This is a genomic window from Thalassospira profundimaris (assembly GCF_003326675.1).
Taxonomy (GTDB): Bacteria; Pseudomonadota; Alphaproteobacteria; order Rhodospirillales; family Thalassospiraceae; genus Thalassospira; species Thalassospira aquimaris.
The window spans coordinates 1-25,048 of sequence record NZ_JPWF01000028.1; the positions used below are offsets into that span (position 1 = coordinate 1).

Annotated in this window: 21 protein-coding genes, 1 tRNA gene and 1 pseudogene; 19 read left to right on the top strand and 4 right to left on the bottom strand. The window is 50.8% G+C overall.

Translation table 11 applies throughout. The annotated features are described in order from the left end of the window. Positions 1-277: 277 nt before the first annotated feature. From TH19_RS21835 to TH19_RS23275, 5 genes and pseudogenes are all read left to right on the top strand, one after another. Positions 278-799 carry a TnsA endonuclease N-terminal domain-containing protein gene (locus tag TH19_RS21835; RefSeq protein ID WP_181846516.1) on the top strand — a complete coding sequence of 174 codons (522 nt, stop codon included), beginning with the start codon at positions 278-280 and terminating at the stop codon, positions 797-799. Then, entirely contained in the window at positions 796-2,886 is a 2,091-nt protein-coding gene (locus TH19_RS21840) for a Mu transposase C-terminal domain-containing protein (RefSeq protein WP_181846517.1), read from the top strand. Before TH19_RS21835 ends, TH19_RS21840 begins: the two co-directional genes overlap by 4 nt. Beyond that, positions 2,843-3,829: a TniB family NTP-binding protein gene (locus TH19_RS21845; RefSeq protein ID WP_147250812.1), complete on the top strand. Its 987-nt coding sequence runs from the start codon at positions 2,843-2,845 to the stop codon at positions 3,827-3,829. Before TH19_RS21840 ends, TH19_RS21845 begins: the two co-directional genes overlap by 44 nt. Beyond that, complete coding sequence (locus tag TH19_RS21850; RefSeq protein WP_181846518.1) at positions 3,816-5,369, top strand: TniQ family protein; 1,554 nt, start codon at positions 3,816-3,818, stop codon at positions 5,367-5,369. The genes TH19_RS21845 and TH19_RS21850 overlap by 14 nt, the downstream gene beginning before the upstream one ends. A gap of 200 nt (positions 5,370-5,569) precedes the next feature. Next, positions 5,570-5,683: pseudogene (locus TH19_RS23275) on the top strand (hypothetical protein); the annotation flags it as partial. Between the two features lie 133 nt (positions 5,684-5,816). Here the strand turns inward: TH19_RS23275 and TH19_RS21860 are convergent. After that, positions 5,817-6,071 (bottom strand): type II toxin-antitoxin system Phd/YefM family antitoxin, encoded by a 255-nt coding sequence (locus TH19_RS21860; RefSeq protein ID WP_114104486.1) that lies wholly within the window; start codon positions 6,069-6,071, stop codon positions 5,817-5,819. 183 nt (positions 6,072-6,254) lie between these two features. On the opposite strand from TH19_RS21860, the gene TH19_RS21865 reads away from it, so the two are divergent. Then, positions 6,255-6,332: transfer RNA gene (locus TH19_RS21865), tRNA-Ile, on the top strand. A 206-nt stretch (positions 6,333-6,538) separates the two neighbouring features. Here the strand turns inward: TH19_RS21865 and TH19_RS21870 are convergent. After that, positions 6,539-6,937 (bottom strand): XRE family transcriptional regulator, encoded by a 399-nt coding sequence (locus TH19_RS21870; RefSeq protein ID WP_114104487.1) that lies wholly within the window; start codon positions 6,935-6,937, stop codon positions 6,539-6,541. Between the two features lie 391 nt (positions 6,938-7,328). Here TH19_RS21870 and TH19_RS21875 point away from each other — a divergent pair, with 391 nt between their 5' ends. From TH19_RS21875 to TH19_RS21885, 3 genes are all read left to right on the top strand, one after another. After that, positions 7,329-8,039, top strand: a complete 711-nt coding sequence (locus TH19_RS21875) for an ImuA family protein (protein WP_258548087.1) — start codon at positions 7,329-7,331, stop codon at positions 8,037-8,039. Positions 8,040-8,100: 61 nt separating this feature from the next. Next, complete coding sequence (locus TH19_RS21880) at positions 8,101-9,579, top strand: Y-family DNA polymerase (RefSeq protein WP_114104489.1); 1,479 nt, start codon at positions 8,101-8,103, stop codon at positions 9,577-9,579. Positions 9,580-9,583: 4 nt separating this feature from the next. Then, on the top strand, positions 9,584-12,898 hold the full coding sequence (locus tag TH19_RS21885; protein WP_114104490.1) for an error-prone DNA polymerase: 3,315 nt from the start codon (positions 9,584-9,586) through the stop codon (positions 12,896-12,898). A gap of 157 nt (positions 12,899-13,055) precedes the next feature. Here TH19_RS21885 and TH19_RS21890 read toward each other — a convergent pair whose 3' ends face one another. Then, positions 13,056-13,949, bottom strand: a complete 894-nt coding sequence (locus tag TH19_RS21890) for a GntR family transcriptional regulator (protein ID WP_114104491.1) — start codon at positions 13,947-13,949, stop codon at positions 13,056-13,058. Positions 13,950-14,410: 461 nt separating this feature from the next. Between TH19_RS21890 and TH19_RS21895 the strand changes: the two genes are divergently transcribed. From TH19_RS21895 to TH19_RS21940, 10 genes are all read left to right on the top strand, one after another. Further along, positions 14,411-15,280: an ABC transporter permease gene (locus tag TH19_RS21895; RefSeq protein ID WP_258548088.1), complete on the top strand. Its 870-nt coding sequence runs from the start codon at positions 14,411-14,413 to the stop codon at positions 15,278-15,280. Between the two features lie 52 nt (positions 15,281-15,332). Beyond that, complete coding sequence (locus TH19_RS21900; RefSeq protein WP_114104493.1) at positions 15,333-16,280, top strand: ABC transporter substrate-binding protein; 948 nt, start codon at positions 15,333-15,335, stop codon at positions 16,278-16,280. Positions 16,281-16,348: 68 nt separating this feature from the next. After that, positions 16,349-17,125, top strand: a complete 777-nt coding sequence (locus TH19_RS21905) for an ATP-binding cassette domain-containing protein (RefSeq protein WP_258548089.1) — start codon at positions 16,349-16,351, stop codon at positions 17,123-17,125. A 52-nt stretch (positions 17,126-17,177) separates the two neighbouring features. Then, complete coding sequence (locus tag TH19_RS21910; protein ID WP_220151787.1) at positions 17,178-18,185, top strand: zinc-binding alcohol dehydrogenase family protein; 1,008 nt, start codon at positions 17,178-17,180, stop codon at positions 18,183-18,185. Between the two features lies 1 nt (position 18,186). Next, positions 18,187-19,281, top strand: coding sequence for a mannitol dehydrogenase family protein (locus tag TH19_RS21915; RefSeq protein ID WP_114104494.1), 1,095 nt, complete (start codon positions 18,187-18,189; stop codon positions 19,279-19,281). Next, positions 19,278-20,780, top strand: coding sequence for a UxaA family hydrolase (locus TH19_RS21920; RefSeq protein WP_114104495.1), 1,503 nt, complete (start codon positions 19,278-19,280; stop codon positions 20,778-20,780). Before TH19_RS21915 ends, TH19_RS21920 begins: the two co-directional genes overlap by 4 nt. 12 nt (positions 20,781-20,792) lie before the next feature. Further along, complete coding sequence (locus TH19_RS21925; RefSeq protein WP_220151788.1) at positions 20,793-21,800, top strand: aldo/keto reductase; 1,008 nt, start codon at positions 20,793-20,795, stop codon at positions 21,798-21,800. Next, positions 21,797-22,627: an amidohydrolase family protein gene (locus tag TH19_RS21930; protein ID WP_114104496.1), complete on the top strand. Its 831-nt coding sequence runs from the start codon at positions 21,797-21,799 to the stop codon at positions 22,625-22,627. The genes TH19_RS21925 and TH19_RS21930 overlap by 4 nt, the downstream gene beginning before the upstream one ends. Next, positions 22,627-23,058 carry an RbsD/FucU family protein gene (locus tag TH19_RS21935; protein ID WP_114104497.1) on the top strand — a complete coding sequence of 144 codons (432 nt, stop codon included), beginning with the start codon at positions 22,627-22,629 and terminating at the stop codon, positions 23,056-23,058. Before TH19_RS21930 ends, TH19_RS21935 begins: the two co-directional genes overlap by 1 nt. Further along, positions 23,051-23,989 carry a sugar kinase gene (locus TH19_RS21940; protein ID WP_114104498.1) on the top strand — a complete coding sequence of 313 codons (939 nt, stop codon included), beginning with the start codon at positions 23,051-23,053 and terminating at the stop codon, positions 23,987-23,989. The genes TH19_RS21935 and TH19_RS21940 overlap by 8 nt, the downstream gene beginning before the upstream one ends. Before the next feature lie 328 nt (positions 23,990-24,317). On the opposite strand, the gene TH19_RS21945 is transcribed toward TH19_RS21940, so the two are convergent. Then, positions 24,318-25,048: response regulator transcription factor (locus tag TH19_RS21945; protein ID WP_147250813.1), on the bottom strand; the 731-nt coding region annotated here is incomplete at its 5' end.

Genomic DNA, 25,048 nt, shown 5'->3' on the forward strand with positions numbered 1-25,048 from the left:
CAAAAACCGCCCCAGAATGTCTGAGACGGTTAGATACGTCGCAAAAGCGAGATAGTGTGGTTACATTCTCCTTTAGCACGTTCTTTCCTCTCAGGCAAGCATTGCGTGTCAAGCACGCCACAGGATCATTTTGCCTAAATTCAGCGATGAGGAGAATGATATGCATAAGCCAGGACGGAGGGTTGTAACCCCCAGTAAAGGTCGCGTCGTCGGCCGTTTCTTTAGCAGCAGGAACAGACGTTCAGTTCCATGGGAATCTCAGCTAGAACGGGATTGCATGAGAATTTTGGATATCCTGCCCGAGGTGGAGGCATACTGGTCGCAGCCGGGCGGGTTCATCTACGAGTTTGCCGGGAAACAGCGAATTTACTACCCGGATATAGAGGTTAAAACTCGTACAGGACGTAAATTCATTGAAGTTAAGCCGAACGATAAACTCTTGAAAGGTGACACTTTCGATAGGTTTGAAATCATCCGGCTTGTGCTTCAGGCGGAGGGATACTCTTTCGAGGTGTGGACAGAAGACCAAATTCGCCCAGAGCCGTTGGTCTCAAACGTCGATCTCCTGCAACCTTATCGCCTGCTCGGTGGAACAATATATTCCACCATTTCGATCGCACGTGCCTTCGGCGGAAGAAAACGGATATCAATTGGTGAACTTGCGCGGAAAATAAGTGCGGATAACGCATTTGAGGCCGTCTTGCCTTACATCGCGGAAGGCAAGCTGTGTGTCGATCTCAACAAGCCTATAACCGCAGATAGTCTCGTATGGTTTTACGACGGGGAGATCGAACAATGACAATGATCCATATTCCGGTGAACTCTCGAGTTCGTTTAGACGAAGCAGTTTATAAAGTCACTTGCCACACCGAAACCGGTGAGTTGAACCTCACATGTTGTCAAACAGGTAAACCTCTTCTGATCTCCACGCGCGAACTGGTGGAAAAAATCATCGACGGTGAAGCGTCAATAGACCAGAAAGTTCCTGAAACGATGGTCAATTTAAAAGGTCAAATTGAAAAACGGTTTGATGCTTTTAATGAGAGGGACAAGGCAGTTGCACGCGAACGGCTAAGTTATGTTGAAAAAGTCGATGAGCATCTTGCCGAAAGCAACTTAACAACAGCTATAAATGACGTGATCAAGAGTGCAGTGACGGGCGGGATTTCGTTGCCGCCAAGTTTTACGGCAGTTTGGAGGTGGTATGATGCGTGGATCAAAGGCGGGCGGAACATCACGGCTCTTCTTCCTCGGCATCACGTGAAGGGGCGACGACCGACATGTCTGTGCAACCGATCGTTTGAAATACTTCAGGAAGTTATCGAGGATCACTACCTCATCCGAACCCCGAAAACGAAACTCAGCGTTTTCAAGCTGTTTAAAAGCCGGTTGGTAAAAGAAAACAAACTTCACCCAGAAGCTGGGCGTATGCATGTACCTTCGGCGCGAAGCATCTACCGTTTTCTTGCAGGGCTCAATCCCTATCAAGTGATGGCAGCCCAAAAAGGGCGAAAAGAAGCTGACAAGGTCTTTGCCTCTGTCGGAGTTGGCGTCGGTGCGAAATTTCCTTTGCACATTGTGCAAGTGGATCATCACTTGATGGACATCATCTTAAGACTTCAGTCGGGTGAACTGCTGGGAAGACCTTGGTTGACCGTGGCCCTAGACCTTTACAGTCGAATGCCTGTCGGGTTCTACATTAGCTTTGACGCTCCGAGCTATGTTTCTGTCATGCATTGCTTGAAGCATGCAATCCTTCCCAAAGAGCATTATCTTGAACAAGTATTGTCGCAAGTCAAAGCCCAGCCGGGTACCATGATGGACGCTAAGTTCTCATCAGAGTGGCCGTGTTTTGGTTTGATGGACACTTTGGTTCTCGACAATGGTCTGGAGTTCCACTCGCAAGATTTGCAGGACAGTTGCAATCAGCTAGGTGTTTCACTGGAATATAATCCGGCTCGAACACCTCATTATAAGGGCGCAGTTGAACGCTTCTTCGGAACGTTAAACACAAAGCTGATCCATACCTTGCCCGGCACAACATTTTCCAACCCAGAACAAAGAGGTGACTATCCGTCTGAGGACGCCGCCTGTTTAACAATTGAGGATTTGGAATTCCTGCTGACAAAATTCATCGTCGATGATTATGCGGTTACAGTTCATTCGACGCTGGATCAGTTTCCGCTGGAGAAATGGCAGGATGGCGTGCAGAAGCATCCGGTTCGTTTCATTTCTGATCAGCAAGACCTGTCTGTATTGCTGTTGAAGGTTAAGCTAAAAAAGCTGACCCGAGCCGGTATCAAGATCATGGGATTGAGCTATCAGTCGGATGCCGTGCAGTTGCTTCGGCAGCGTCTGATGAAAAATGGATCAGGGAAGAAAGCAAACCCGGACGTTCGCGTCAAATTCGATCCCGAGGACTTGTCGACGATCTTTGTCGAGGACCCTCATGCGAAGGTTTTCCTTCCAGTCACATGCATTTACGAAACATATGCGTCGCAATTATCGATTTGGCGTCATCGCATTATTCGCAAAGCGATGCTCAAGCAAAAGCTGGATCTGAGAAAATCCTCGGAAGATGAATTTCTCGAAGTGCGGCAGTCATTGTTCGAAGTGGCTGAAGATCTCATCAAAAGTCGCCAAAAAAGAAAACGCAAGGCGGCCAATCGTGTCAGCAGCGAGGAAAGGAAAGCCGGCAACGATAATGGCCCGCTGCCTGCTTTGGACGGGGCTGCTGAAGATGATAATGACGATGTCATGCCAGATACCGAATTCACTTCACCATTTCAGTCGCCTGAAGAACTTGACGAGGAATTGAAACGACGGGGATGGAGATCTTCTCGTGCGGGAAGGCAAAACCGTGATGGGGGTGAAGCGGATGCATGAGTTCGAGAAGCTTCTTACCGAAGAGCAGGCTATTAAACTTGCCGCCTTTCGGGATCGCAGGATTGCACATGATGCCTTTCAGGATGCGCTGACCAAAATTGCGAATTTCCATCAAACAGGACGTCATGCTGCCCGGCCGGGAATTCTGACAATGGTCGGTGAAACAGGAGCAGGTAAGACCTCCATCATTGAGGACTATTGCAATCTTCACAACGAGAGCGGCCAATTCAAGAAGGTGCTGTTCGTTATTGTGCCTGAGAGTTGTACGGTCAAAAACCTTGCCGCGAGCATACTCATGGCTCTGGGAGACCTGTCGAGTGTGAAAGGCACCCGGCAGGATATGGAACTCAGGATCAAAGATTATGTTGATCGCACGGGAGTCGAGATGCTGATCTTTGATGAGTTTCAGCATCTGACCAACCGTGGGAGTGCAAAACGACAGTACGATGCGGCAGACTGGTTGAAAACCCAGGTGGAGATATTACGCAAACCAATCGTATTTGCGGGCTTGCCTGAAGTTCACAATATTTTCGCACTGAACCCTCAGCTCGAGACGAGACGAAACGGCAAGATCGGAATTATGCCCTTCGATCTTGATACGGAAGAAAGCCGAAAATCCGTGTTCCTGTTTTTTCACATGTTGAACAAGCATTTGCCACTTCCACGACCCGAGCTATCAGCGCTAAATGATCCGAACGCGATCAAATATGTAGTTGATGAAAATAAAGGGCTTCTTGGTTACATGATGAAAGTTGTCCATCATGCGACCGAAAAAGCATTGATTGACGGGGATGAAACACTGCGGTTTCGGCACCTGCATGATGCTGTGGGTGAATTAGGGGCTGTGACTTTTGAGGTCGGGCAGGCAACAATCCGTCCTGGAAAAAACAAGATAAGTAAGAACAAAAATGGAGGAAAGGATGGTTTATATGGCATCCTCTAAATCCCTCCTTTTTAGGTCGCCGCCGATCCAGTACGAGAGTCTGGTCGGTTATCTGATCAGAATGGCGGAACTGAACCGATATCCCCATATGTCTTGGATCGGAAACTTGGCAGGAGTTAATCTCACGGAAGAGACTCTCTCCAAGATGAGTACCCGTCTTGATCGTTTGGCCACGGTTGTAGGGGCCTCGGCAGAAGAAATGAAATCCCTCTGCTACTACGTGAGTGCGAAGGGAAACAACCTGCATGTTATTCTGTCGATGGGAGAGATTATTCCCAAGCAGTACTTGTACTGGCCGAGCCAGCGTGTCTGTTTTTCATGTTTGCGGGAAAAAGGGTTTGTCTCGGGACTGTGGGATTTGAAAGCCGTTACGCACTGTCCGGAACATGGGGAATTGTTGCGTGAGGCCTGTCCCGCTTGCAAGGAACCCGTCATATTCAACAGGGGGCGAGTAGCCCCCTGCCTACCCGGGTGTCAGCATAACGGTGAAGGGAGAGAGTGCTCTGATTCCGTTCAGGCACTCATGCAGCTCATCTCTAACAAGTTTCTTGGTACGAATTTCGATTTGACCGAGTTCGGTTTCCCGAAACAGATTGTGGATGGTGATCTTTATATGCTCCTGCAGACGATATCCTTTTTGGCGATGCGTTCCTGGCGCGGAGAAGGCGATATCGACCATGGATGGTTGGAGGCAAGACCAGAAACTATGATTGAAAAGATGGATCATGCTTCTGGCGCATTGGTTAACTGGCCTTCCGGGTATTTCAAGTTCCTCGATGATATCTGTGCGGGTAAAGGTGCACCAAATGGGGCAATTGTTATGCATTGGATGTTTGGAGGGTTTTACAAGAGCCTAGTTGCAATGCAAAAGAGGCTTCAATTTCTGTTTGATGGTCTCCAAGACTACATGAATGACAGATTGAAGGGCCAACTTTTAACCGACAGAGGGAGCCCTGCCATCCTAAATACCCGTGATCGGCGAACGTATATGCCAGGTTTCGTTGCCCGCAAACAGTTAGGGGTTGGACGTCAAGAATTCAAACGTCTTGTCGACCGCAACTTCTTGCAGAGTAAAATGTTCCATACCAGTTACGGGGATATCGTTTGTGTCCACAGAGACAGTGTTCGAGAATATGGTCAAATTAAAGAACGCTTGCTAGGAAGGCACGAGCTTAGTCAAGAACTTGGTATATCTCTGCATTCTCTATACACCCTTGGAGTGGGCAATATTCTTAATGCTTTCCACTCTCCAGAAAAAGATGGATGGCCGCAATGGTACTATGATCGACAGGTTGTGGACGAGTGGCTGCATAGTCTTCGTAAGCTAGCAAAGCCGTCAAGAGTGGGGAGAGAAACCTTGCGTTTGTCAGAAGCGGTTGCTGCCTATAACAAGCAAGGTGCCAGCTATTGCAGATTGTTCCATGCCTGCAAAGAAGGAGCGTTAAGTCTCTATTATCGGAAAAAGGATGATGAGAATTTGCTGAGCTGTTTTCATGTGGACAGAAGGCAGGTTCGTAATTGGTATCTTTCACACGCGTAAGGTTATCAACTCGGCCCACACTTTGAATGACGAATGACTTCCATCTGACCCACGAAATCATCGAGGCATAAGATTTATAGGCTGGAGGATGCTCATGCACAGGCAAACTGGTGCAGAAAAGCTGATTGGTAGAATAACTGTTCGAGTAAATCCGGATGACGAATTGATTCTTCGGAAAGCAGCGGAACTTATCGGGAGCTAGTGTTTCAGACTATATTGTTAGCTCTGCAGTGATGCAGGCTAAAATGGATACTATGGACCGAGCAACGTTTGTTTTGAATCCGGACAAGGTGCAAGATTTTATGAAGAGTTAGATCGTTCTTCGGAGCCAAATGAGGCCTTAAAATCGCTGTTTGCCAACAAGACCCGTTTTGACTAATAGCTACGGGTCTTTAGGGGGGTGACCGGAGTAGCAGATACTGTAGGGGCAACAACGATTAGTGCGGCTTATTCTAGGTCCCCTGTCTTTGTCCTGGTTTCCAGCCTTTTTGGTTCAAACTCAATATCCGCTGCACCAGGATAATAAAAGAGATCCGCAATGCTTCGGGTATTCTGGACTAGTCTCTGATACGCCTCAAAGGTCATCAGGACATGGGATGGAGATCCATTTGTTGTGATGATCACTGACCCTGATTTCGCAGCTTTTGTCGCATCGGCAAAGTGTCGCTCTACCTGATCGTGAGGAATGACTGTATCGGTCACAGTTCCCCTCCTATGATTTTTCTCGCTAAGATAGGTGTATCAAATTTCTAGATGTTGGGGGCCTTGAGTAAGCTTAACATATAAACCCTAATGTCGAGATATATAGCTTGACGTGCAAGCTGAAATCTCTAGTTTGACGAGCAGCATAGAACATTCTGCCAAATGGGATGAGGATGTCATGCAGGGCCTGTAGCTCAATTTGGTTAGAGCCGACCGCTCATAACGGTCTGGTTGCGAGTTCAAGTCTCGCCGGGCCCACCATTTTGCCATTTATTCCTTCTGATTCCTCCTGGCGCCAGCCCCTATTTACGAGAGACCAAATTACATTGGTTGGAAAGCCTTTGAGGTCAGCCTATTGCAATCGGTTGAGAAAGTAGAAGTCTTGGGCACGTGCATTCGTCCCCGTCGATGTGATCACAAGAATTTCGGTGGTTTTGAATGTCCATGATGGCATGTCCTGATACGGTTTACGCGTGACCTCCATTATCAATTTCTTCGAGATATTCCAATATCGCTTTGCATTGGCCGTCTTTAACTAATTGTTCGGCGGTCAAATCACCAAATCCCGGTAATGGTTGTGATCTATACCAAGCCCAAGCGGCTGCGACCGATCCAGTCCATGGAAGAACTCGGTTTAGAATTTGAACCAGTTGGTTGAGACGTTGCTGTGTTTGATTTGTTGTTAGTCTCTTTTTTCTGGAGAGAGCGTCTAGTGATAGGCCGATTGCAGGAGCCATTTCAACTTTACTCAGATGCAAGACTTTCAGCAGATAACTGAGCCTTACTAGGCCATTGTCCTCATACACATTTTTCAGAAACTCAGAGGTGAGAGGTTCTGAGAGTTTTTGCTGAGTGCGATTTCCCATAATTTTCCAAGTTGCTGAATCCTGTCCGCAGTTACAGGGACATGTGAGGGCTTAAGTTAGCTTTCACAAGGTCTGTAGAAAATCGTGCTATAGCGATCTGAGCTTTCGATAGTTTCTGGCTCCAAAGTTTTCAGGAATCGGTAATATGGTGCCGATATGCTGGGTTGCTGCTCTGTAAGCAGCCTCAGTTCCCAAGTGAGTTACAAATCTCAACCTTACCAAACACATTGACCATTGATAGGGCTTTTAATTTGACTCTGCAATGTTGCATCCCTAAATAAGAACAAATAGTGAACATTTGTTGTTTGGTGTGATGTTAACTGAGCGTCTCAATGAAGCCCGTGCGGTGTTGGTGCGGGCAGAGAAAATATGCAGAAGGCCGGATCCCGGTTTGTCTGCTCAGGCCGGTCAGGTTGTTGCACATGCCTTTGGCTCTATGTCGTTATCATCAAATATCAGCCTTGGCGGTATAGCACCGTTTGGCTTGCATGAAGTGATCTTCTGTCATGATGCCGGGGCATCATCGGTTTTGGCATGGTATCTGGCACAAATAGATCAGGGCAAACCGGATACAGAATCAGCAGGAAGGTCCGTTTTCTGGATCAGACAGAGACGGGCGATTGATCAGGGAGGGTTTTATCACTTGGCTTTGCCGATGTCTGCTGATGCCCGTTTCCAACCGCTGATGATGGTGGTTGATCAGCAGGCAACAGCACTTTGGGCATGTGAAGAGGTCGCCAAATCGGGACAGGTTGCATCCATCATACTGGAAACCACCGATTATGACCTGACGGCATCACGACGTTTGCAACTGGCCTGTGAGGTTGCCGGAACACGGATGATTGTCATGCGCCGGGCTTCTCAGGGCAACCGCATGATGCCATCAAGTGCACTGACACGCTGGAGGATTGAGCCGGTGTCAGGTGTCACACAGAACAGAACAGGGAACATTCATCATCTCAGCCTGATCGGGGGACGCGGGGTCCGACCGGGAAGCTGGAGAGTAAAAGTTGATGCGACAACGTTTTCTTTATCTGTGGTTGCCCCACTGGAAAACCGAATGCCAAACCACAGGCCCAAAGACCGGGTCATTCACGCCTGATCACCCCCGCGAACCGGGCGATGTAACCCGATCAGAAACCAGTCCCAACCGGGCGCCGCATGTGATTACGCGTACAGATCACAAAGGTGTTTTTGTCTGTGGTTTGAACAAGGCGGCCCGGAATGCCGGGTTGCATGGTGGTATGCGCCTGTCTGATGCACGCAGCATTCTGCCTGATCTGCAAAACATGCCCGAAGAGGCAGAGCTTTTGGGGCGCCACATGGCACAACTGGTCCGTCATATGGACCGATACAGCCCATGGGTGGCCCCGGATCGTGAGCTGCATGTGAACAGCCTGATCGGGGATGGCGGGCTGTGGCTGGAAATCACCGGAGGCAGTCACCTGTTTGGGGGCGAGGCTGCCATGATCGGCAAGATCATGCTCGACATGAAACACCGGGGGCATGAAGCCCGGGTTGCCATTGCCGATACAGCCGCAGCCGCCTGGGCGGCTGCGCGCCATCATCCAGGCACGGCATCCGAACGCATCCTGTCACTTCCCGAAGATCACGGAGTTGCTTCCCGGTTTCCGGTTTCCTCCTTGCGCTTGCCCGATGACATCATTGCTCTTTTATCGCGCCTGGGCCTGAAGCAACTGGGAGACATCACGCCCCTGCCGCGCGCCAATATCACGACCCGCATGGGACCGGATGTCTTGCGGCGTCTGGATCAATTCTATGGACGGTTGCCCGAACATCTTGATTTTGAACTGCCCGATACGCCGTGGCTTGTGAAGCAGGGTTTTGCAGAACCGCTTGGCGATGCGGATAATCTGGCCCTTGCAATTGAGGCCATGACAGCAACACTTTGCGACAGGCTGAAGGCTGATAATCTTGGTCTGCGGCGGATCATGATCCGAATCATCCGCGTGGACGGTCATCGGCATACCATCACAAGCACAACCAGTACTCCCTGCCAGTCACCGAAGCATATCCTGCGCCTGCTTGCGGAAAAAATGCCTGGTGTCGATACCGGGTTTGGCATTGAACAGGTCATTATCCATGCGCCCTGGGTCGAACATGTCACCTTTAGGCAGGCCAGACTGGATCGTCAGCAGGATCAAAGCGGGGATGCGACGGCCCTGGCACAATTGATCGACCGGCTCAGCCACCATCTGGAGCCAAACGACATCCTTTATCGTCCCGCCCATCATGCAAGCCACCTTCCGGAACGGGCCGCTATCCGCCAAGCCCCGACTTCTACCAGCAAACCTGCCCGTCTGGCCGGGGTCATTCTGCCCAAGCGTCCTGTAAGACTGTTTGAACCGCCCGAACCGGCAGAGGTGATCCTGCGCACCCCGGGTGGTGCGCCAATCCGGCTGCGCTGGCGCAAGATTATCCTTGATGTTTCACGGGTGGAAGGACCGGAGCGCATCTGCCCGGAATGGTGGGAGCATCTTGATCGGAACAATTACGCCCTGTCGCAAATGACGCGTGACTATTTCCGCATCCTTGATCGGAAAGGGCGGATGCTGTGGCTGTTTCGTACCGGCCATGCCGGGCAGGATATCTGGTCGGTTCACGGGCTTTTTGCCGGATAAAGCGATGACAAAACCAGATACCAAACCACAATCCGGGTCTTCTTCCCCGGCCTATGCCGAACTTCAGGTCAGCAGCAATTTTTCCTTTCTGCGTGGCGCATCCCATGCCGAGGAACTGGTCCTGACAGCTGCAACAAAAGGGCTGCACGCAATTGCCATCACCGATCGCAATACGCTTGCCGGGATCGTGCGGGGTTATGCGGCCCATCGCCATCATGCTGACCGGCTGAAATATGTGGTGGGGTGCCGTCTGGATCCGGTGGATGGGCCATCGGTCCTGTGTTACCCGACCGATCGGGATTCCTATGCCCGGCTATGCCGTCTCCTGACATCGGGCAAACGCCGTGCGCCAAAGGGATCATGCGAGATTTATATTGCGGATATTATTGAGCATCGCACAGGCCTTCTGTTCATCGCCATCCCGCCACAGCTTCCCGATGATGCCTTTCGCACCGAGCTGGTCAGCCTTAAGAAACATCTGGGCGACCGGCTTTGGCTTTCGGTCGGGCGGTTCATGGACGGGTTTGACAGCGAGCGGCTGGAATTCACCCAAACCATCGAGGCCGAACTTGGTATTCCCGCCGTGGTCACCAATGACGTGCATATGCATTTGCGGTCGCGCAAACCCTTGCAGGATGTTTTGACCTGCATTCGCCATCACTGCACGATTGAGGATGCAGGATACCGTCTGTTTCCCAATGGCGAACGTCATATCAAATCCCCGGGTGAAATGGCGCGCCTGTTTCCGGGGCACCCGCACTGGTTGGCCCGCACCGTCGAGATTGCCGATCAATGCACCTTCAGCCTGAATGAGCTGCGCTATGAATACCCTGATGAAAATGACGGATCGGGCGAAGGAACACAGGATCGCTTGATCCGCCTGACATGGGAAGGGGCACATAAACGCTATCCCGACGGCATCCCCGATAAGGTCAAAAACCTGATCGAGACCGAACTGAAACTGATTGATGAGCTGGGCTATGCCCCCTATTTCCTGACCGTGCATGACATTGTCGCCTTTGCCCGGTCCAAAGGAATTCTGTGTCAGGGGCGTGGGTCGGCTGCGAATTCATCGGTTTGCTTTTGCCTGCATGTGACGTCCGTCGACCCGAATGAGGTCGAATTGCTGTTTTCGCGTTTCATCAGCAATGCGCGCAATGAGCCGCCTGATATCGATGTCGATTTTGAACATGAACGGCGCGAAGAAGTCATTCAGTTCATCTATGAACGCTATGGCCGGGAACGTGCCGGGTTGACGGCAACGGTCATCTCATACCGCTCGCGCAGTGCCATACGCGATGTTGGCAAGGTGTTTGGTCTGTCCGAAGATAGTATCGTTAAGCTGACCAAAACCATCTGGGGATCAAGCAGCAAGGGTGCGCATGATGCGATGATACGTCAGTCTGGCATTCATCCCGATGAACCACGCCTTAAGGCGGTGCTTGATATTGCTGGTGAACTGACCGGGTTTCCGCGCCATTTGTCCCAGCATGTTGGCGGTTTTGTCATCACCCGAGGACCGCTTTGTGAATTGTCACCCATTGCCAATGCCGCAATGGCAGATCGCACCACCATTGAATGGGACAAGGATGACATTGATGCGCTGGGGATTTTGAAAGTTGATGTGCTGGCACTCGGAATGCTGACCTGTATTCGAAAAGCGCTCGAAGAACTGCGAACACACAAGAATATCGATCATGATCTTGCATCTCTGCCCAAGGAGGACAGGGCGACTTACAGAATGCTTGAAAAGGCCGACAGCATCGGCACGTTTCAGGTGGAATCACGCGCGCAAATGAGCATGCTGCCGCGCCTTAAACCGCAAAGCATCTATGATCTGACCATTCAGGTCGCCATTGTCCGCCCCGGCCCCATTCAGGGCGGCATGGTACATCCGTTTTTGCAACGGCGCATGGGTCGCGAAAAGGTCGACTATCCATCCAAGGAACTCGAAGCGGTTTTAAAACGCACCTGCGGCGTGCCGCTGTTTCAGGAACAGGCGATGCAGATCGCCATGGTAGCGGCGGGCTATTCCGGTGGGGAGGCCGATAACCTTCGTCGTGCCATGGCGACCTTCAAGCGGACCGGCACCATTGGGGAGCATCGTGACAAATTCATCAATGGCATGCTTGCCAATGGCTATGATCCCGATTTTGCCGAACGCTGCTTCAAACAGATCGAAGGTTTTGCCGATTATGGATTTCCCGAAAGCCATGCGGCCAGTTTCGCCATTCTGGCCTATGCGTCATCCTGGCTGAAATGCCATCATCCCGATGTGTTTCTATGTGCGCTTTTGAATTCCCAGCCAATGGGGTTCTATGCCCCGGCGCAGCTTGTTAATGATGCACGCAATCACGGGGTGCGGGTACTTGAGATCGATATCAATCACAGCTTCTGGGATAACCGGCTCGAGCGTGAATCGGGCCGTGCCGCTGGCTATCACTCCGTCCGGCTCGGTTTCCGTCAAATCAAGGGGTTTGGCGAACTTGATGCCCTTCCCCTGATTGCCAATCGACCGGCTGGCGGGTTTCAGGATGTGTATCTGATGGCGCGTCAAACCGGGTTGTCACCCGCCGCCCTTGAAAAACTGGCCGAGGCCGATGCATTCGGATCGCTTGGACTGTCACGCCGCGAAGCGCTTTGGGCCGTGCGCCGTTTTGGCAAGGGACGCAAGCCACCGGAAAGCCTGCCATTGTTTGAAGCTGCCCAGAACTTTAACCATAATATGGGTGTCTCCGCCGAATTTGGTCCGGAAGCACCGGTTGATTTGCCCATCATGGGCCCCGGCGAGGAAATTATCGAGGATTACGCAAGCCTGCGCCTGTCGCTGAAGGGACACCCGATGAGCATGCTGCGCGATGCACTTGGCGAATCTGGTATCTGTAAGGCCGCCGAACTTTCTGCTGTACGTGATGGCGAAAGGCTGAGCCATGCCGGTCTTGCCATTGTCCGCCAGCGCCCGGGCACGGCATCGGGTGTTGTTTTCATAACTCTTGAGGATGAAACCGGCATCACCAATCTGGTGGTCTGGAACAAGGTGATGGAAAAATATCGCCGCGAGATCATGACGGCAACCGTTCTGGGCGTTGCCGGAAAGCTTCAGCGCGAAGATGGTGTAACCAACGTCATTGCCGACAAGCTGGTTGACCTGACCGGCATGCTGCAAGGGTTGACAGACAACACCAAAATCGCGCGCAGCAACAATACCCATCCGCGAAACCTGCGCTGGGCAAACGGGCTGGATCAGCTCAGCCAGTCACACCCCCGGAAATCACAATCCCCACCCAATCTGAAAATTGACAGTCACGATTTTTACTGAGCAGAAAGCTGTGTCCTGTTGATGTGTTTGTCATAATTCGGGGTTATTGAATACTTCTCGGATTTGCAGATCATCGCAGCATGCAAATTCGCATGTGCGAGGCTGGTTGATTTGAGAGGTGCGGTCTTCATCTTAGGCGCAAAATATTCGTTGCCGGCTAATTCTGGTTCAATGAGCGCAGAAGAGTGTTTTTCGCGGTGCCAAGGTGTTTTATCGCGTTGGACTTTATGGCTTCCCAATTGCGGCTGCGGAGGGCTTTTATATAGGCGAGGTGTTCTAGAATTGCGGCCTCGTTGCGTTCTTTCTCGTCTTTTTTGTTCCATTGGTAATGATAGTGGAAAATCAAAGAGATGATGTCCTGGAACTCGTCAACAAACCGGTTGTTTGAGACCCGGTTTAAGGTTGCGTGAAATCGTGCATCAAGTTCCGAGAAGCGAGAATATTGCGTATCAATTTGATCAAGAAGCTTGAGGTGCTGACTTTCAAGCTTATCAAGTTGTTTCCATGCTGCGTGATCATCGGGAAGGTCAACAAAGCTTCGTACGGCGTGCAGTTCAAACATTTCACGTACGTCAGAAAGCTCCAGCGCGTATTCTTTGGTAAATCCGCGCAAAACCCATCTTTGATTTTGCTTTTTGTCAATTAGTCCAAATCGGCTGAAATTGATCAGGAATTCGCGCACCGACGATGTGCCGACATTGAATTGTCTTGCAAGTTCAAGTTCATTCAACGGAGCGTCCGGGGCAATATCGCCGTGCAGGATCCATTTAAGGAATTTACCTTCGATGCGTTCCGAGATCGGGCTTGTTTCCTGATCAGAGAAAAATTCATCTTTTTTACTGTGACGCAGGATCACTTTTGCCCGTCCCTGCCAATCAATGATGCCCAAATCATTCAGCGAAGTCAGGATGTTACGAACGGTCGTTCGGCTGACTTTCAGTGCGTCTGCAAGGGCGACTTCACCTGGTAGTTCCGCTCCGATGGCGAGGTCGTCAATGATGCCCAGGCATTGATTGAAGCTCTCCTTGAAGCGCGTATTTGCTTTGGTCATCGCCCGCTCTTGTCTGTGTTTTTTGTGTTCTTGCTTACTGAATAATATCGGAAATGATTTTTATCAATAAAAAACATTTGACAGTATCTAAGGCCTGTGAGAAATGTACATTAAAGATAAAAAACATCCTGTGAGATCGCTTGCGGCTCTCACAGCGCTAGGGAAGGCAGCGTCCAGCTGGTAGGCATTGGGTGCTCGGCATCTTTGATATTTCGAGCGTTCCCGTTTCCGGCTCAACCTGTCTCCAGTTCGAAGAAAACAGGGAGATGGCGGTGAGTGGTGAGGGAACTTCCACACAGACTGGTGTGACGGCTAAAGGACGGTTTGGGTTTTTGTGGGGCCATTTAGGTGGGGATGAGCGCAAGGATATCATTCAGAAGTTTGCTGCGCTGTTTAGCTTGGTTGTGCTGGTCGCGGTATTTGCAATAACCAGCGACGCCTTCTTTAGCGTTGGCAACGCGATGACAGTTTCACTGCAGACGACGTCTATAGCATTGCTGGGCATTGGCGTGACTGTGGTAATTTTGACGGGTGGCATAGACCTGAGTGTTGGCTCGGTTCTTGCCCTTTCCGGGACTGTTGCTGGACTTTTGGTCAAGGACGGCTGGGCCGTATGGCTCGCGATGTCGGCCGGTGTGCTGGTTGGTACCGTTTGTGGCTTCGTGAATGGTTTTGTTGTTACGAAGATGCGCCTCGCACCGTTTATTGCGACATTGGGCATGATGTTGATTGCCCGTGGTATTGCCCTGCAGTTAACAGGTGCCGCACCGGTTTCGCAGCTTGGCGAAGCCTTTGGGGTGCTGGGCAACGGGTCCTTGTTCCGGACACTTTCTGTTGGGGCGAATGGCTTGCCAAAAGTCCTGTTTCCGGGAATTCCGTATCCGGTCCTCATCATGATCGTGATGGCGATTATCGTTGCATTCATATTGCGCCGTCTGGCGATTGGTCGTCACATCTATGCGGTCGGGTCCAACGAACATGCGTCGCGCCTGGCCGGGGTGAATGTTAATTCCACCAAAATGTTTGCTTATGCCACATCGGGTTTTCTGGCTGGGATCTGCGGGATTGTTTTGATGTCGCGTCTGGTCACAGCACAACCCAATGAAGGCATTATGTATGAACTTGATGCCATTGCCGCAGCCGTGATTGGTGGGACATCCCTTATGGGGGGTGTTGGAACCATTTCTGGCACCATGATCGGTGCGTTTGTGATCAGCATTTTGCGCAACGGCCTGAATATGAACGGCGTTTCAAGCTTCATCCAGCAAATCATCATCGGCTGCGTCATCATCGGCGCAGTCTATATCGATCATCTGCGGAACCGCCGGTGATCTGCCTAAGCCGTTAAAATCAATAACAATTCAATATCAACCGGAGGAACCTATGAGAAAGATCGTATCAGGGATACTTGGCTTGATTGCATCTGTCGCGCTTGTGACCGGTGCCGCCGCAGCCGACAAGGAAATTGCCGTCATCGTGAAAACGACCAACTCCAATTTCTGGCAGAACGTCAATAAGGGGGCCAGCAGTGCGGCCGCCAAGGCCGAGGGCTATGACATCACGTTCCAAGGCCCGGAATCAGACACTGCAATCGCCGAACAGGTCAACCTTGTTCAGAACGCGATCAACAGGAAAGTCGCAGGCATTGTGCTGGCGCCGTCGGATACAGAAGCACTCGTTCCTGTTGTGAAATCCGCAAACGAGAACGGTATTCCGGTGGTGATTATCGACAGCCTGCTGTCGAAATCAGCGGAAAGCTACTATCAGGCATTCCTTGCCACCGACAACCGCAAGGCCGGTGAACTTGTCGCCCAGATGATGATCGACAAGGTCGGGAAAACCGGAAAAGTCGCGGTAATGTCATTTGTCGCGGGTGTCGGTTCGGAAATTGGCCGCGTTGGCGGTTTCATCGAATATATCAAAGCCAATTCTGACATTGAAATTGTTGGACCGTTCTATTCGCAATCGCAGATGGCACTGGCTTTGAACCAAACCACGGATGTACTGTCGGCCAATGGCGATCTTAAGGGCATTTACGGTGCCAGCGAGCCAACTGCCGTTGGCATGGCACGCGCCATCTTGCAGTCAGGCAAAGCGGGCAAACTTGTTGCCATCGGTTTTGACGGCAACAAAGACCTTCAGGATTTTATCCGCGACGGAACACTTGATGCCATTGCGGTTCAAAGCTCATTCCAGATGGGACAGCTTGGCGTCAATGCCGTCATCGACGTTGCCGAGGGCAAAACGGTTGAGAAATTCATCAACACCGGTTTGGTCATGGTGACCAAAGAAAACATCGACAGTGCAGAAGCCCAAAACGTTCTTTACTGATCGCGGGGCAAACAAGCCGGAGGGGAAACCCCTCCGGCCTTGATTGGAAGTCACGGGGAGTGAGTAAAATGGTAGCGCCCGCACCAATTGTTGAAATGAAAAATATTGGCAAGCGTTTTGGTGGCGTTCATGCCGTCGAGAATGTTTCGGTGGAATTGCGTCCGGGCGAGGTTGTTGGCGTTCTGGGCCATAACGGTGCTGGTAAATCCTGTTTGATGAAAATTTTGTCAGGTGCCATGAACCGCACTGACGGCACGATTATGGTCAATGGGGAAGAAGTGGCGCTTGCAAACCCGATTGAGGCGCGTCACTGCGGGATTGAGACGATATACCAATCACTTGCCTTGGCAGATCACCTTGATGCGCCGGCAAACCTGTTTCTAGGGCGCGAGCTTAAAACACGGTTTGGTACACTTGATGACAAGCGCATGGAGATGGAGGCCCGGCAGGCCTTTGGGCAGCTTAATCCGAATTTCAAGAACATTACCGACACGGTGCTTAATATGTCAGGGGGGCAGCGTCAGGTGATCGCCATTGCACGCGCGATATATTTTAATGCCCGCGTTGTGATTATGGATGAGCCAACCGCGGCCCTTGGACCGTCGGAGACGGCCATGGTCGCGGAGCTTATTCAAAAATTGCGTGACAAAGGCATCGGTATTTTTCTGATCAGCCATGACATGAACGATGTCTTTGATCTCTGTGACCGCATCATGGTGATGAAGAACGGACAGAATGTCGGCACGCATCGTATTGATGAAGTGACCAAGGACGATGTCCTTAGCCTCATTATCCTGGGCAAGTTGCCGGATAATTGGGCCCCCAGAAATCTGGTTGCCTCGTAACTTTTATCCGCATCTTGGCCGTTGGGCCAAATGACAGAGCAGGAACTGCGAAATGATGAAATCACTGGTATGCCGTGAACCCGGCATCCTTGAACTCGAAAAACGCGATAAGCCAAGCACGGCTGACGCAGACCATGTGCTCGTAGATATCAAACATGTCGGCGTGTGTGGTACGGACTTTCATATCTATGAGGGGTTGCATCCGTATCTCGAATATCCGCGGGTAATGGGGCACGAGCTTGGCGGGGTTGTTGCAAAGCCTGCTTGTGGTTTCAAGCAGGACGATGTGGTTATCATCAACCCGTACCTTGCATGTGGTACTTGCCGTGCATGCCAGCGGGGAAAGCCAAATTGCTGTTATCAAATCAAAGTCTTGGGCGTTCATTGCGACGGTGGGATGTGTGAACGGATCAGCGTGCCTGCAAAGAATTTGTATCCTGCCGGTGATTTGCCAGTGCAGCACGCGGCTATGGTGGAATTCATGGCGATTGGCGCACATGCCGTTCGCCGGTCCGAAGTCACATCGGATGACAGAGTGCTTGTGGTTGGTGTTGGTCCAATCGGTTTGGGGGTTGCGCTGTTTGCCAAGGCACAAGGGGCTGAAGTTCATTTGCTTGATTTCAGTCAGGACCGTCTCGAAATGGCAAGTGACCGTTTTGGCTTTTCCAGACATCACGACGCCAAAAGATCACCTTCTGACATTCTGGCTGCAACGGATGGCGAAGGGTTTGACGTCGTCTACGATGCCACGGGGAACCAGAAAGCAATGCAATCAGGTTTCCAATATGTTGCACATGGTGGCAGCTTTGTTCTGGTTAGCGTCGTGCATGGCGATATTTCTTTCGCCGATCCGGAATTCCACAAGCGTGAAATGAAACTGATTGGAAGCCGCAATGCAACCTCGGAGGATTTTGAACGGGTACTAAGTGCGTTCAGGTCCGGTGAAATTGATGCCAATGCGCTTAATACGCATGTCTGCACGATGGACGAGTTTCCCGAAAAGATAATGTCGTGGGTTCATAACCGCGACAAGATGATTAAAGCGATTATTTCGGTGTGACATGAGTATTCGTATCGTTCAGTTCGGGACGAGCAGGTTTTTGCAGGCACATGCGGACCTGATCCTCTCAGAAAGTAGTGATCATAAGATTGCGATGGTTGAAACGACCGGCTCGGCAGCAAGCAAAGCCCGCATTGCCGCCATCAATGAGCACAACTCATTTCCCATTGCTGTGCGTGGCCTTCGTAATGGACATGAAGTCAACGAAACCTTGGCTGTGTCATCGGTCCAGCAAGGACTGTCAGCCCGTGAAGATTATGCACAACTCAGGCGTATCTTTGTTGATGATGCAGATTATGTAATCAGCAATACCGGCGACAACGGTTTCAAGGTGCCAGACAGAACGAATTTGTCGGCCACCGGCTGGTCCAGTTTTGTCGAGCTGTTGACCATCTTGCTTTTTGAACGTTTCAGCACGAACGGGCGTCCTGTTACGCTTTTGCCGTGCGAGCTTGTGACCAATAACGGTTTGGTTTTGCGAAACACGGTCATTGAGCTGGCGAAGCACAATAAACCCGGTGACACTGATTTTCTGGAATGGCTGGAACATCAGTGTCTTTGGATGAATTCGCTTGTTGATCGTATTGTGTCTGAACCGCTTGAGCCGATTGGCGCTGTTGCCGAACCTTACGCGTTGTGGGCGATTGAAAACCAGACTGGTTTTGTATCTCCAGCTCATCATGAAGACCTTGTCATCGTCGATGATCTTCGGCCTGTGGCGCGCAAGAAACTCCATATGCTTAATCTGGCGCATACTCTTCTGGCGCAGAAATGGATCGAGGAACAGCGCCCAAAATACGAAACTGTCTATGAGATTTTGCAAGACCCTAGCATTTTCCGATGGTTGGATCATTTGATCAAGACAGAGGTTGTTCCTGCCTTTGCGCCTGATGAGGCAAATGCAGCGGCGTACTGGGACACATGCCTTGAGCGGTTTCAGAACCCGTTCCTGGCGCACAGGATTTCTGATATCGCGCAAAACCACGAGGCCAAGGTTGCACGCAGAATTGAAAGCCTGTGGGCATGGCGCTCGGATCTTGTGTTTGACGGATTACGTGCTGCGATACGTTCACTAGAAACCGGGAGGCATTCATGAAACCGCATATACTTGAGGTGGGGGATCAACTCGGTATCGTCTTGCAAGATGTCAGTGAAGGAAGCTTGCTTCTTGATGGAGTCACTGCCGTGCAGGACATATCCAGAAATCACAAGGTCGCGCTCAAGGATATCCCGGCCGGATCAGTTGTCAGGAAGTTTGGGCAGCCTATTGGTGTGGCCCAGTGTGATATCGACGCAGGCAGTTGGGTGCATGTGCATAACCTTGGTTTTTCCACTGATCTTGGTGCATTGGGGCAGGGAACAGAAAGCGAGTTGTCCGGCGACGTTATCCCGGAGCGCCGAACATTTATGGGATTTCGTCGAGCGAACGGAAAAGTCGGGACGCGTAACTATGTGGGGATTATTGCAAGCGTAAATTGCTCTGCAACTGTATGTCGGGCGATTGCCTCCCGGGCTGAGCGCGCGTTCGCTGATCGCTTCCCAGATATTGATGGATTTGTACCGATTACCCATGACAGTGGCTGCGGAATCGCGATGAGCGGAGAACCATTTGAAATTCTGCAACGAACGATCAATGGTTATATTCAGCATCCGAATTTTGCGGGTGTTGTTCTTGTTGGTCTAGGCTGCGAAGTAAATCAGATAAAAAACTACGCAATGTCTGAGGCTGTAAAGGACAAGCGACTTTCGCTCAACATACAGGATGCTGGAGGAACATCGGAAACGATCAAATCTGCGCTGGGTTTGATCGAGGAGATGTGCATCAACATTAGCGCGTCTGAGCAAAGAGAAGAGGTTTCAGTCGAACATCTTGTCCTTGGATTGCAATGTGGTGGCTCTGACGGCCTTTCTGGTATTACGGCAAATCCAGCCCTTGGGCGTGCGACGGATTATCTTGTCGCAGCTGGCGGAACTGCGATCCTGTCAGAGACCCCTGAGATATTCGGTGCGGAAAGCCTTTTGATTTCGCGGAGCAGTTCGGATGTCGCCGATCAACTGCGTGCCTGTCTGGACTGGTGGCTTAAGCATTCAGAGCAGAATCAGGTTAGCCTCGATAACAATCCATCGCCTGGCAACAAGGCTGGTGGTTTGACGACAATTCTTGAAAAGTCTTTAGGGGCAGTCAGCAAGGCCGGGGCAACGCCGCTCAGGGCATTCTACAAATATGCTGAAACAGTAAAACAGGCAGGTCTCGTTTTTATGGATACGCCCGGATATGACCCTGTCTCTGCGACCGGTCAGGTTGCGGGTGGGGCAAACGTCGTTGCTTTTACAACTGGACGGGGATCATGTTTTGGCAGCCGTCCGGCGCCATGTATCAAGCTTGCCTCAAGTACTGATCTTTATCGGCGCATGCAGGACGACATGGATATTGACTGTGGCCAGATCATATCAGCAGCCACGCCAATGGATGAGATGGGCCTGCAAATTTACCACCGTTTGCTTGATGTTGCTTCGGGGGAAAAAAGCAAAAGCGAAGAACTAGGATATGGCGACAACGAGTTTGTGCCATGGCGCTTCGGTGCTGTTCTGTAAAAAGGGGAATTGATGATTTCGAAGCGTCGAACACTTCAGGGCAAGCTTGAGCTCAGTGAGCTGTCATTCGGTGCAAGCTCGTTGGGCGGGCTTTACCGTGCGGTTACAGATGAAGACGCTGTGAACGTCCTGGAAGCCGCATGGAAATCAGGCATCAGGTACTTTGATACCGCCCCCTTCTATGGTTTTGGTTTGTCTGAATGTCGGCTGGGACGTTTTCTTGCGGACCGGAAAGCGGCGGATTTTATGCTGTCAACCAAGGTCGGCCGGTTACTTGAACCGGTTGCAAACAAGGCTGATATTCCGAAATCCGACTTCGTAAATCCGCTCCCCAATCGCCCTGTGTATGATTACAGCTATAGCGGGATTATGCGCAGTTTTGAGCAAAGCAAGGAGCGCCTTTGTCACGTGCCGATTGATATTGCCTTCATCCATGACATCGGAACGCTGACGCATGGCAAAGACGGGAATGAACAGCATTACCGTGATCTTGTGGAAGGCGGGTATCGAGCGCTTGATGAGTTGAAGCGTAACGGTGACATCAAGGCAATCGGCCTTGGGGTAAATGAAGTTAAAGTGTGCCTCAGGAGTATGGCTGATTTAGACATTGATCTGATTTTGCTTGCAGGCCGCTATACCTTACTGGATCGAACAGCAGAACATGGCCTTCTCGCCGCGTGCGAACGCCATGGTACTGAACTGATCATAGGTGGGGTTTTCAATTCCGGTATTCTGGCGACGGGTGATGTAGAGGGTGCATATTTTGATTATGCGCTGGCGCCCGATCATGTCAGGCAGATGGTCCGACAACTTGAAACCGTATGCCATGAGTTTAATGTGAAACTCGCCCACGCAGCGATCCGGTTTCCGTTGAAATCCCGCCAGGTTTCGAGTGTTTTGATCGGAACAGGCAAAGCCCAGAGCATACAGAAAAGCGTTGATGCATTTGATGCGTCGATACCGGACGCATTTTGGGATGCATGTGATGAAATTGTCGGTGGGTGGGGCAGTCAGGCATGATTGATGCACACCAGCATTTCTGGAAACTTGATCGTGGGGATTATGCTTGGCTTAGCGCCGAGCCCGAAATATTACAGCGTGACTACTTGCCTGCCGATCTTATGCAACATCTCGGCGATACCGGTGTAAGGCAGACAATACTGGTTCAAGCTGCCGAAACCCAGGAAGAAACAAGTTATATTTTGTCTCTTGCCGAGGTAACGGATTGCATTGCAGGAGTTGTCGGATGGATCGATTTCGACGCACCTGATGTGGTGGATCACCTTACGATGCGCATGCGTCAGCCAAAGTTTTTGGGGGTGCGTCCGGTCTTGCAGGGGATCGAAGATACTGACTGGATACTGGCAAAGCACAGAATAGAGGTGCTTGCGCAGATAGCACGTCATGGCAAAACGTTCGACGCGCTGATTCAGCCACGACATTTGCCTGTGATTGCGCGTCTAACTGAGCGGTTGCCGGACCTCAAAATAGTCGTTGATCATGGTGCCAAGCCCGATATCGCCAATCAGAAGATCGATGACTGGAAGCACGATATCGCGTTGCTGGCTCAAAAGCGGCAAGTGTATTGCAAGCTTTCAGGATTGGTCACCGAAGCGCGAGAGAATTGGGTGCGCGACGAACTTGAGCCCTTTATCAAGCATCTGTTGATGTGCTTTGGGCCGGACCGGTTGATGTGGGGAAGTGACTGGCCCGTTGTGAATGTCGCAAGCAGTTACCAACAGTGGCATGAAATTGCACTTGATGTATGCCGCTCTGAAGTTCCGATGGCTTTAGATGCAATATTCGGCGGAAATGCTCAACGATTTTATAATGTTGGTGCCGTTTGATGCTTAAATCCGTACATCCGTTACTCAATGGCGAATTGCTCAGGACCTTGAGCGATATGGGGCATGGGGATGAAATCGTCATCGCCGATGCGCACTTTCCGTCGATGCGATTATCGAACACTGTTCATCGCTATGATGGCGTATCAGGGGGCAAGATGCTCGAAGCCGTTCTGACCCACTTTCCGCTTGATATGTATGTTGATTCAGCTGCTTTTCGTATGCAGGTGGTCGAAGATCCAAAGTGTGTTCCTGAAATCTGTGCGAAATACGAGAACTTGATTGATCAGTTTGATCCCGGGCATTCTTTGGCGGTGCTGCCGCGCTTTGATTTCTACGAACGTGCACGAAATGCCTATGCCATTATTGCCACGGGTGAACGTGCTCAATACGCCAACATCATCTTGAAGAAGGGCATAGTCCGTCATGACTGAACCGAAAAAGGTGCTCTGCATCGGGGAATGCATGGTGGAGTTCTCAAGCCTTACGGATGGTAAGTTCAAAAGATCATTTGCCGGGGATACATACAACACGGCGGTTTATTTCAAGCGACTGTTTGGCGACGCATTGACAGTGTCCTATTGGACAGCGTTGGGGGATGATCCCCTGAGCGATTTGATGATCGAGCAAATGAAATCAGAAGGGCTTCAAACCGCGCAAATTCAGCGGGTGCACGGGGGCGCACCAGGCCTGTATCTGATCGAGAACGATGAGGCAGGTGAACGCTTCTTTCAATATTGGCGTTCTGCATCGGCGGCGCGCCAAATGTTAAGGGGCGTTGATGCCGCCGAATTCGCAAAGGTCTGTCGCGAGTATGATCTCATTTATCTGAGTGGCATAACCTTGGCGATTTTGGATGGCGAACAACGTCAAACCCTTCTTGGAGCTCTTGCTCAGGCCAAGGGCGAATTGCTTTTCGCCTTTGACCCAAATTTTCGATCAAAACTTTGGTCAGACATCGAAGTTTGCAAAGACGTTATGCTGCAGGTTGCCTCACTTGCGGATATCGTTTTGACAACCATGGAGGATGAGTGGGAACTCTGGGGCATCAGGGATGCCAAGGCAGCTTTGATGCGATGGAAAGAGTGCGGTGTTACCGAAGTGGTCATCAAAGACGGGGGACATGGTTGCTGGATTGACCAAGGGAATGGCACCATCGATCTGCAAAACGTAAAGCCTGAAAGAAAACTTTCTCCTATTGATACGACCGGTGCAGGAGACTCTTTTGCCAGTGGTTATCTGGGGGAACGGCTATTGGGTAAAATTGTTGAAGAAGCCGCACGAACTGGAAATCGAATTGCGTCAAAAGTTGTAATGTTGCAGGGCGCAGTAATTGACGAACCTCACAATAACATTGCCTTTTAGGGCTAATGCATATGAGTCACCTTCGGTCAGTCCTGAGTTTTCCCAAGGAACCAAGAGCTTGCCGGCCACAAAGCCTCCATCAGCGTTTGATCAACTCTAGGGCTTCCGTGTAAACGTTGAACTGATTGCAGTGCTAGAGCCCAGCTTCAAGGGAAATTGCTACGTCCTCGCAGAAATTTACAGAACGCAAGAATGGCTTTTGGAACTTGGCCCGGCGATGCTCGGAATTCTCATGATTCAGGATGAACGAACACCGGTTGGGCTACCGTGAGATGCGCTCTATCTGCGGAACTAGTCTTAACCACAGAGGTGGGGAAAGGTCTTGGGCTTAATCTTGAGAAACAGGTGATCGCGCAAGCCACTCGCCAAGTTCTTTGTTGGCGGCAATCAATCCTTCGCGATTGATTACTTTACGCGCAATGGCACTGGAGACAGCGCGTGTCCGTTTGTTCAACACAATGCCCATTTCGTTCTGGTCCTGTGATTCTACGTCAAGCTTGTCATAAAGCGACAGCAAACGGTTCTGGACGGTGCGGAGCGACAGTTTCCGACGCATGGCAATAGCCTTGTCAGGAAGACCCAGCGCCAGATCAAGCAGGATCAGATATTCGAATTCTGTCAGCGCACTGCGGGAGCGCATTTGCTGGGCTTGTATCTGATGAACTTCGCGATCAACCACAATCTGGGCTTCGATAAGGACTGCCCGCAACGCCAGCCGCATTTTGTCCTGCGTCGCGGTTTTCAAAACATATCCATAGGCCGCCTGATCGGGAACAATTCGCGTAATTCCACGCAAATATGCTTCGTCCGAATAGTTTGACCAGAAAAGAATACGGGTGTCAGGACGTTCAGCCCAAATGGTTCGCGCGGCTTCGATGCCATTGTGTTCCTTCATGCGCAGGTCCATCACGATTGCCGAAATTTGATGCCGGTGGGCAAGGGTTTCGGCTTCCTTGCCGTTATGCGCAACAAGGATTTCATCAAATTCGGGCAATGCATGTTCGACAATTTCCATCAGGAAATCTGCGTGCATGTTGTCATCTTCAACCAGCAATATTT

Bases quoted from the DNA above. Each gene is read 5' to 3' on its own strand.
- TH19_RS21935 (WP_114104497.1), top strand. From the start codon at position 22,627: ATGCTTAAATCCGTACATCCGTTACTCAATGGCGAATTGCTCAGGACC.
- TH19_RS21835 (WP_181846516.1), top strand. From the start codon at position 278: ATGAGAATTTTGGATATCCTGCCCGAGGTGGAGGCATACTGGTCGCAG.
- TH19_RS21870 (WP_114104487.1), bottom strand. From the start codon at position 6,937: ATGGGAAATCGCACTCAGCAAAAACTCTCAGAACCTCTCACCTCTGAG.
- TH19_RS21895 (WP_258548088.1), top strand. From the start codon at position 14,411: ATGACAGTTTCACTGCAGACGACGTCTATAGCATTGCTGGGCATTGGC.
- TH19_RS21915 (WP_114104494.1), top strand. From the start codon at position 18,187: ATGAGTATTCGTATCGTTCAGTTCGGGACGAGCAGGTTTTTGCAGGCA.
- TH19_RS21925 (WP_220151788.1), top strand. From the start codon at position 20,793: ATGATTTCGAAGCGTCGAACACTTCAGGGCAAGCTTGAGCTCAGTGAG.
- TH19_RS21930 (WP_114104496.1), top strand. From the start codon at position 21,797: ATGATTGATGCACACCAGCATTTCTGGAAACTTGATCGTGGGGATTAT.
- TH19_RS21900 (WP_114104493.1), top strand. From the start codon at position 15,333: ATGAGAAAGATCGTATCAGGGATACTTGGCTTGATTGCATCTGTCGCG.
- TH19_RS21890 (WP_114104491.1), bottom strand. From the start codon at position 13,949: ATGACCAAAGCAAATACGCGCTTCAAGGAGAGCTTCAATCAATGCCTG.
- TH19_RS21905 (WP_258548089.1), top strand. From the start codon at position 16,349: ATGGTAGCGCCCGCACCAATTGTTGAAATGAAAAATATTGGCAAGCGT.
- TH19_RS21885 (WP_114104490.1), top strand. From the start codon at position 9,584: ATGACAAAACCAGATACCAAACCACAATCCGGGTCTTCTTCCCCGGCC.
- TH19_RS21840 (WP_181846517.1), top strand. From the start codon at position 796: ATGACAATGATCCATATTCCGGTGAACTCTCGAGTTCGTTTAGACGAA.
- TH19_RS21850 (WP_181846518.1), top strand. From the start codon at position 3,816: ATGGCATCCTCTAAATCCCTCCTTTTTAGGTCGCCGCCGATCCAGTAC.
- TH19_RS21910 (WP_220151787.1), top strand. From the start codon at position 17,178: ATGATGAAATCACTGGTATGCCGTGAACCCGGCATCCTTGAACTCGAA.
- TH19_RS21920 (WP_114104495.1), top strand. From the start codon at position 19,278: ATGAAACCGCATATACTTGAGGTGGGGGATCAACTCGGTATCGTCTTG.
- TH19_RS21940 (WP_114104498.1), top strand. From the start codon at position 23,051: ATGACTGAACCGAAAAAGGTGCTCTGCATCGGGGAATGCATGGTGGAG.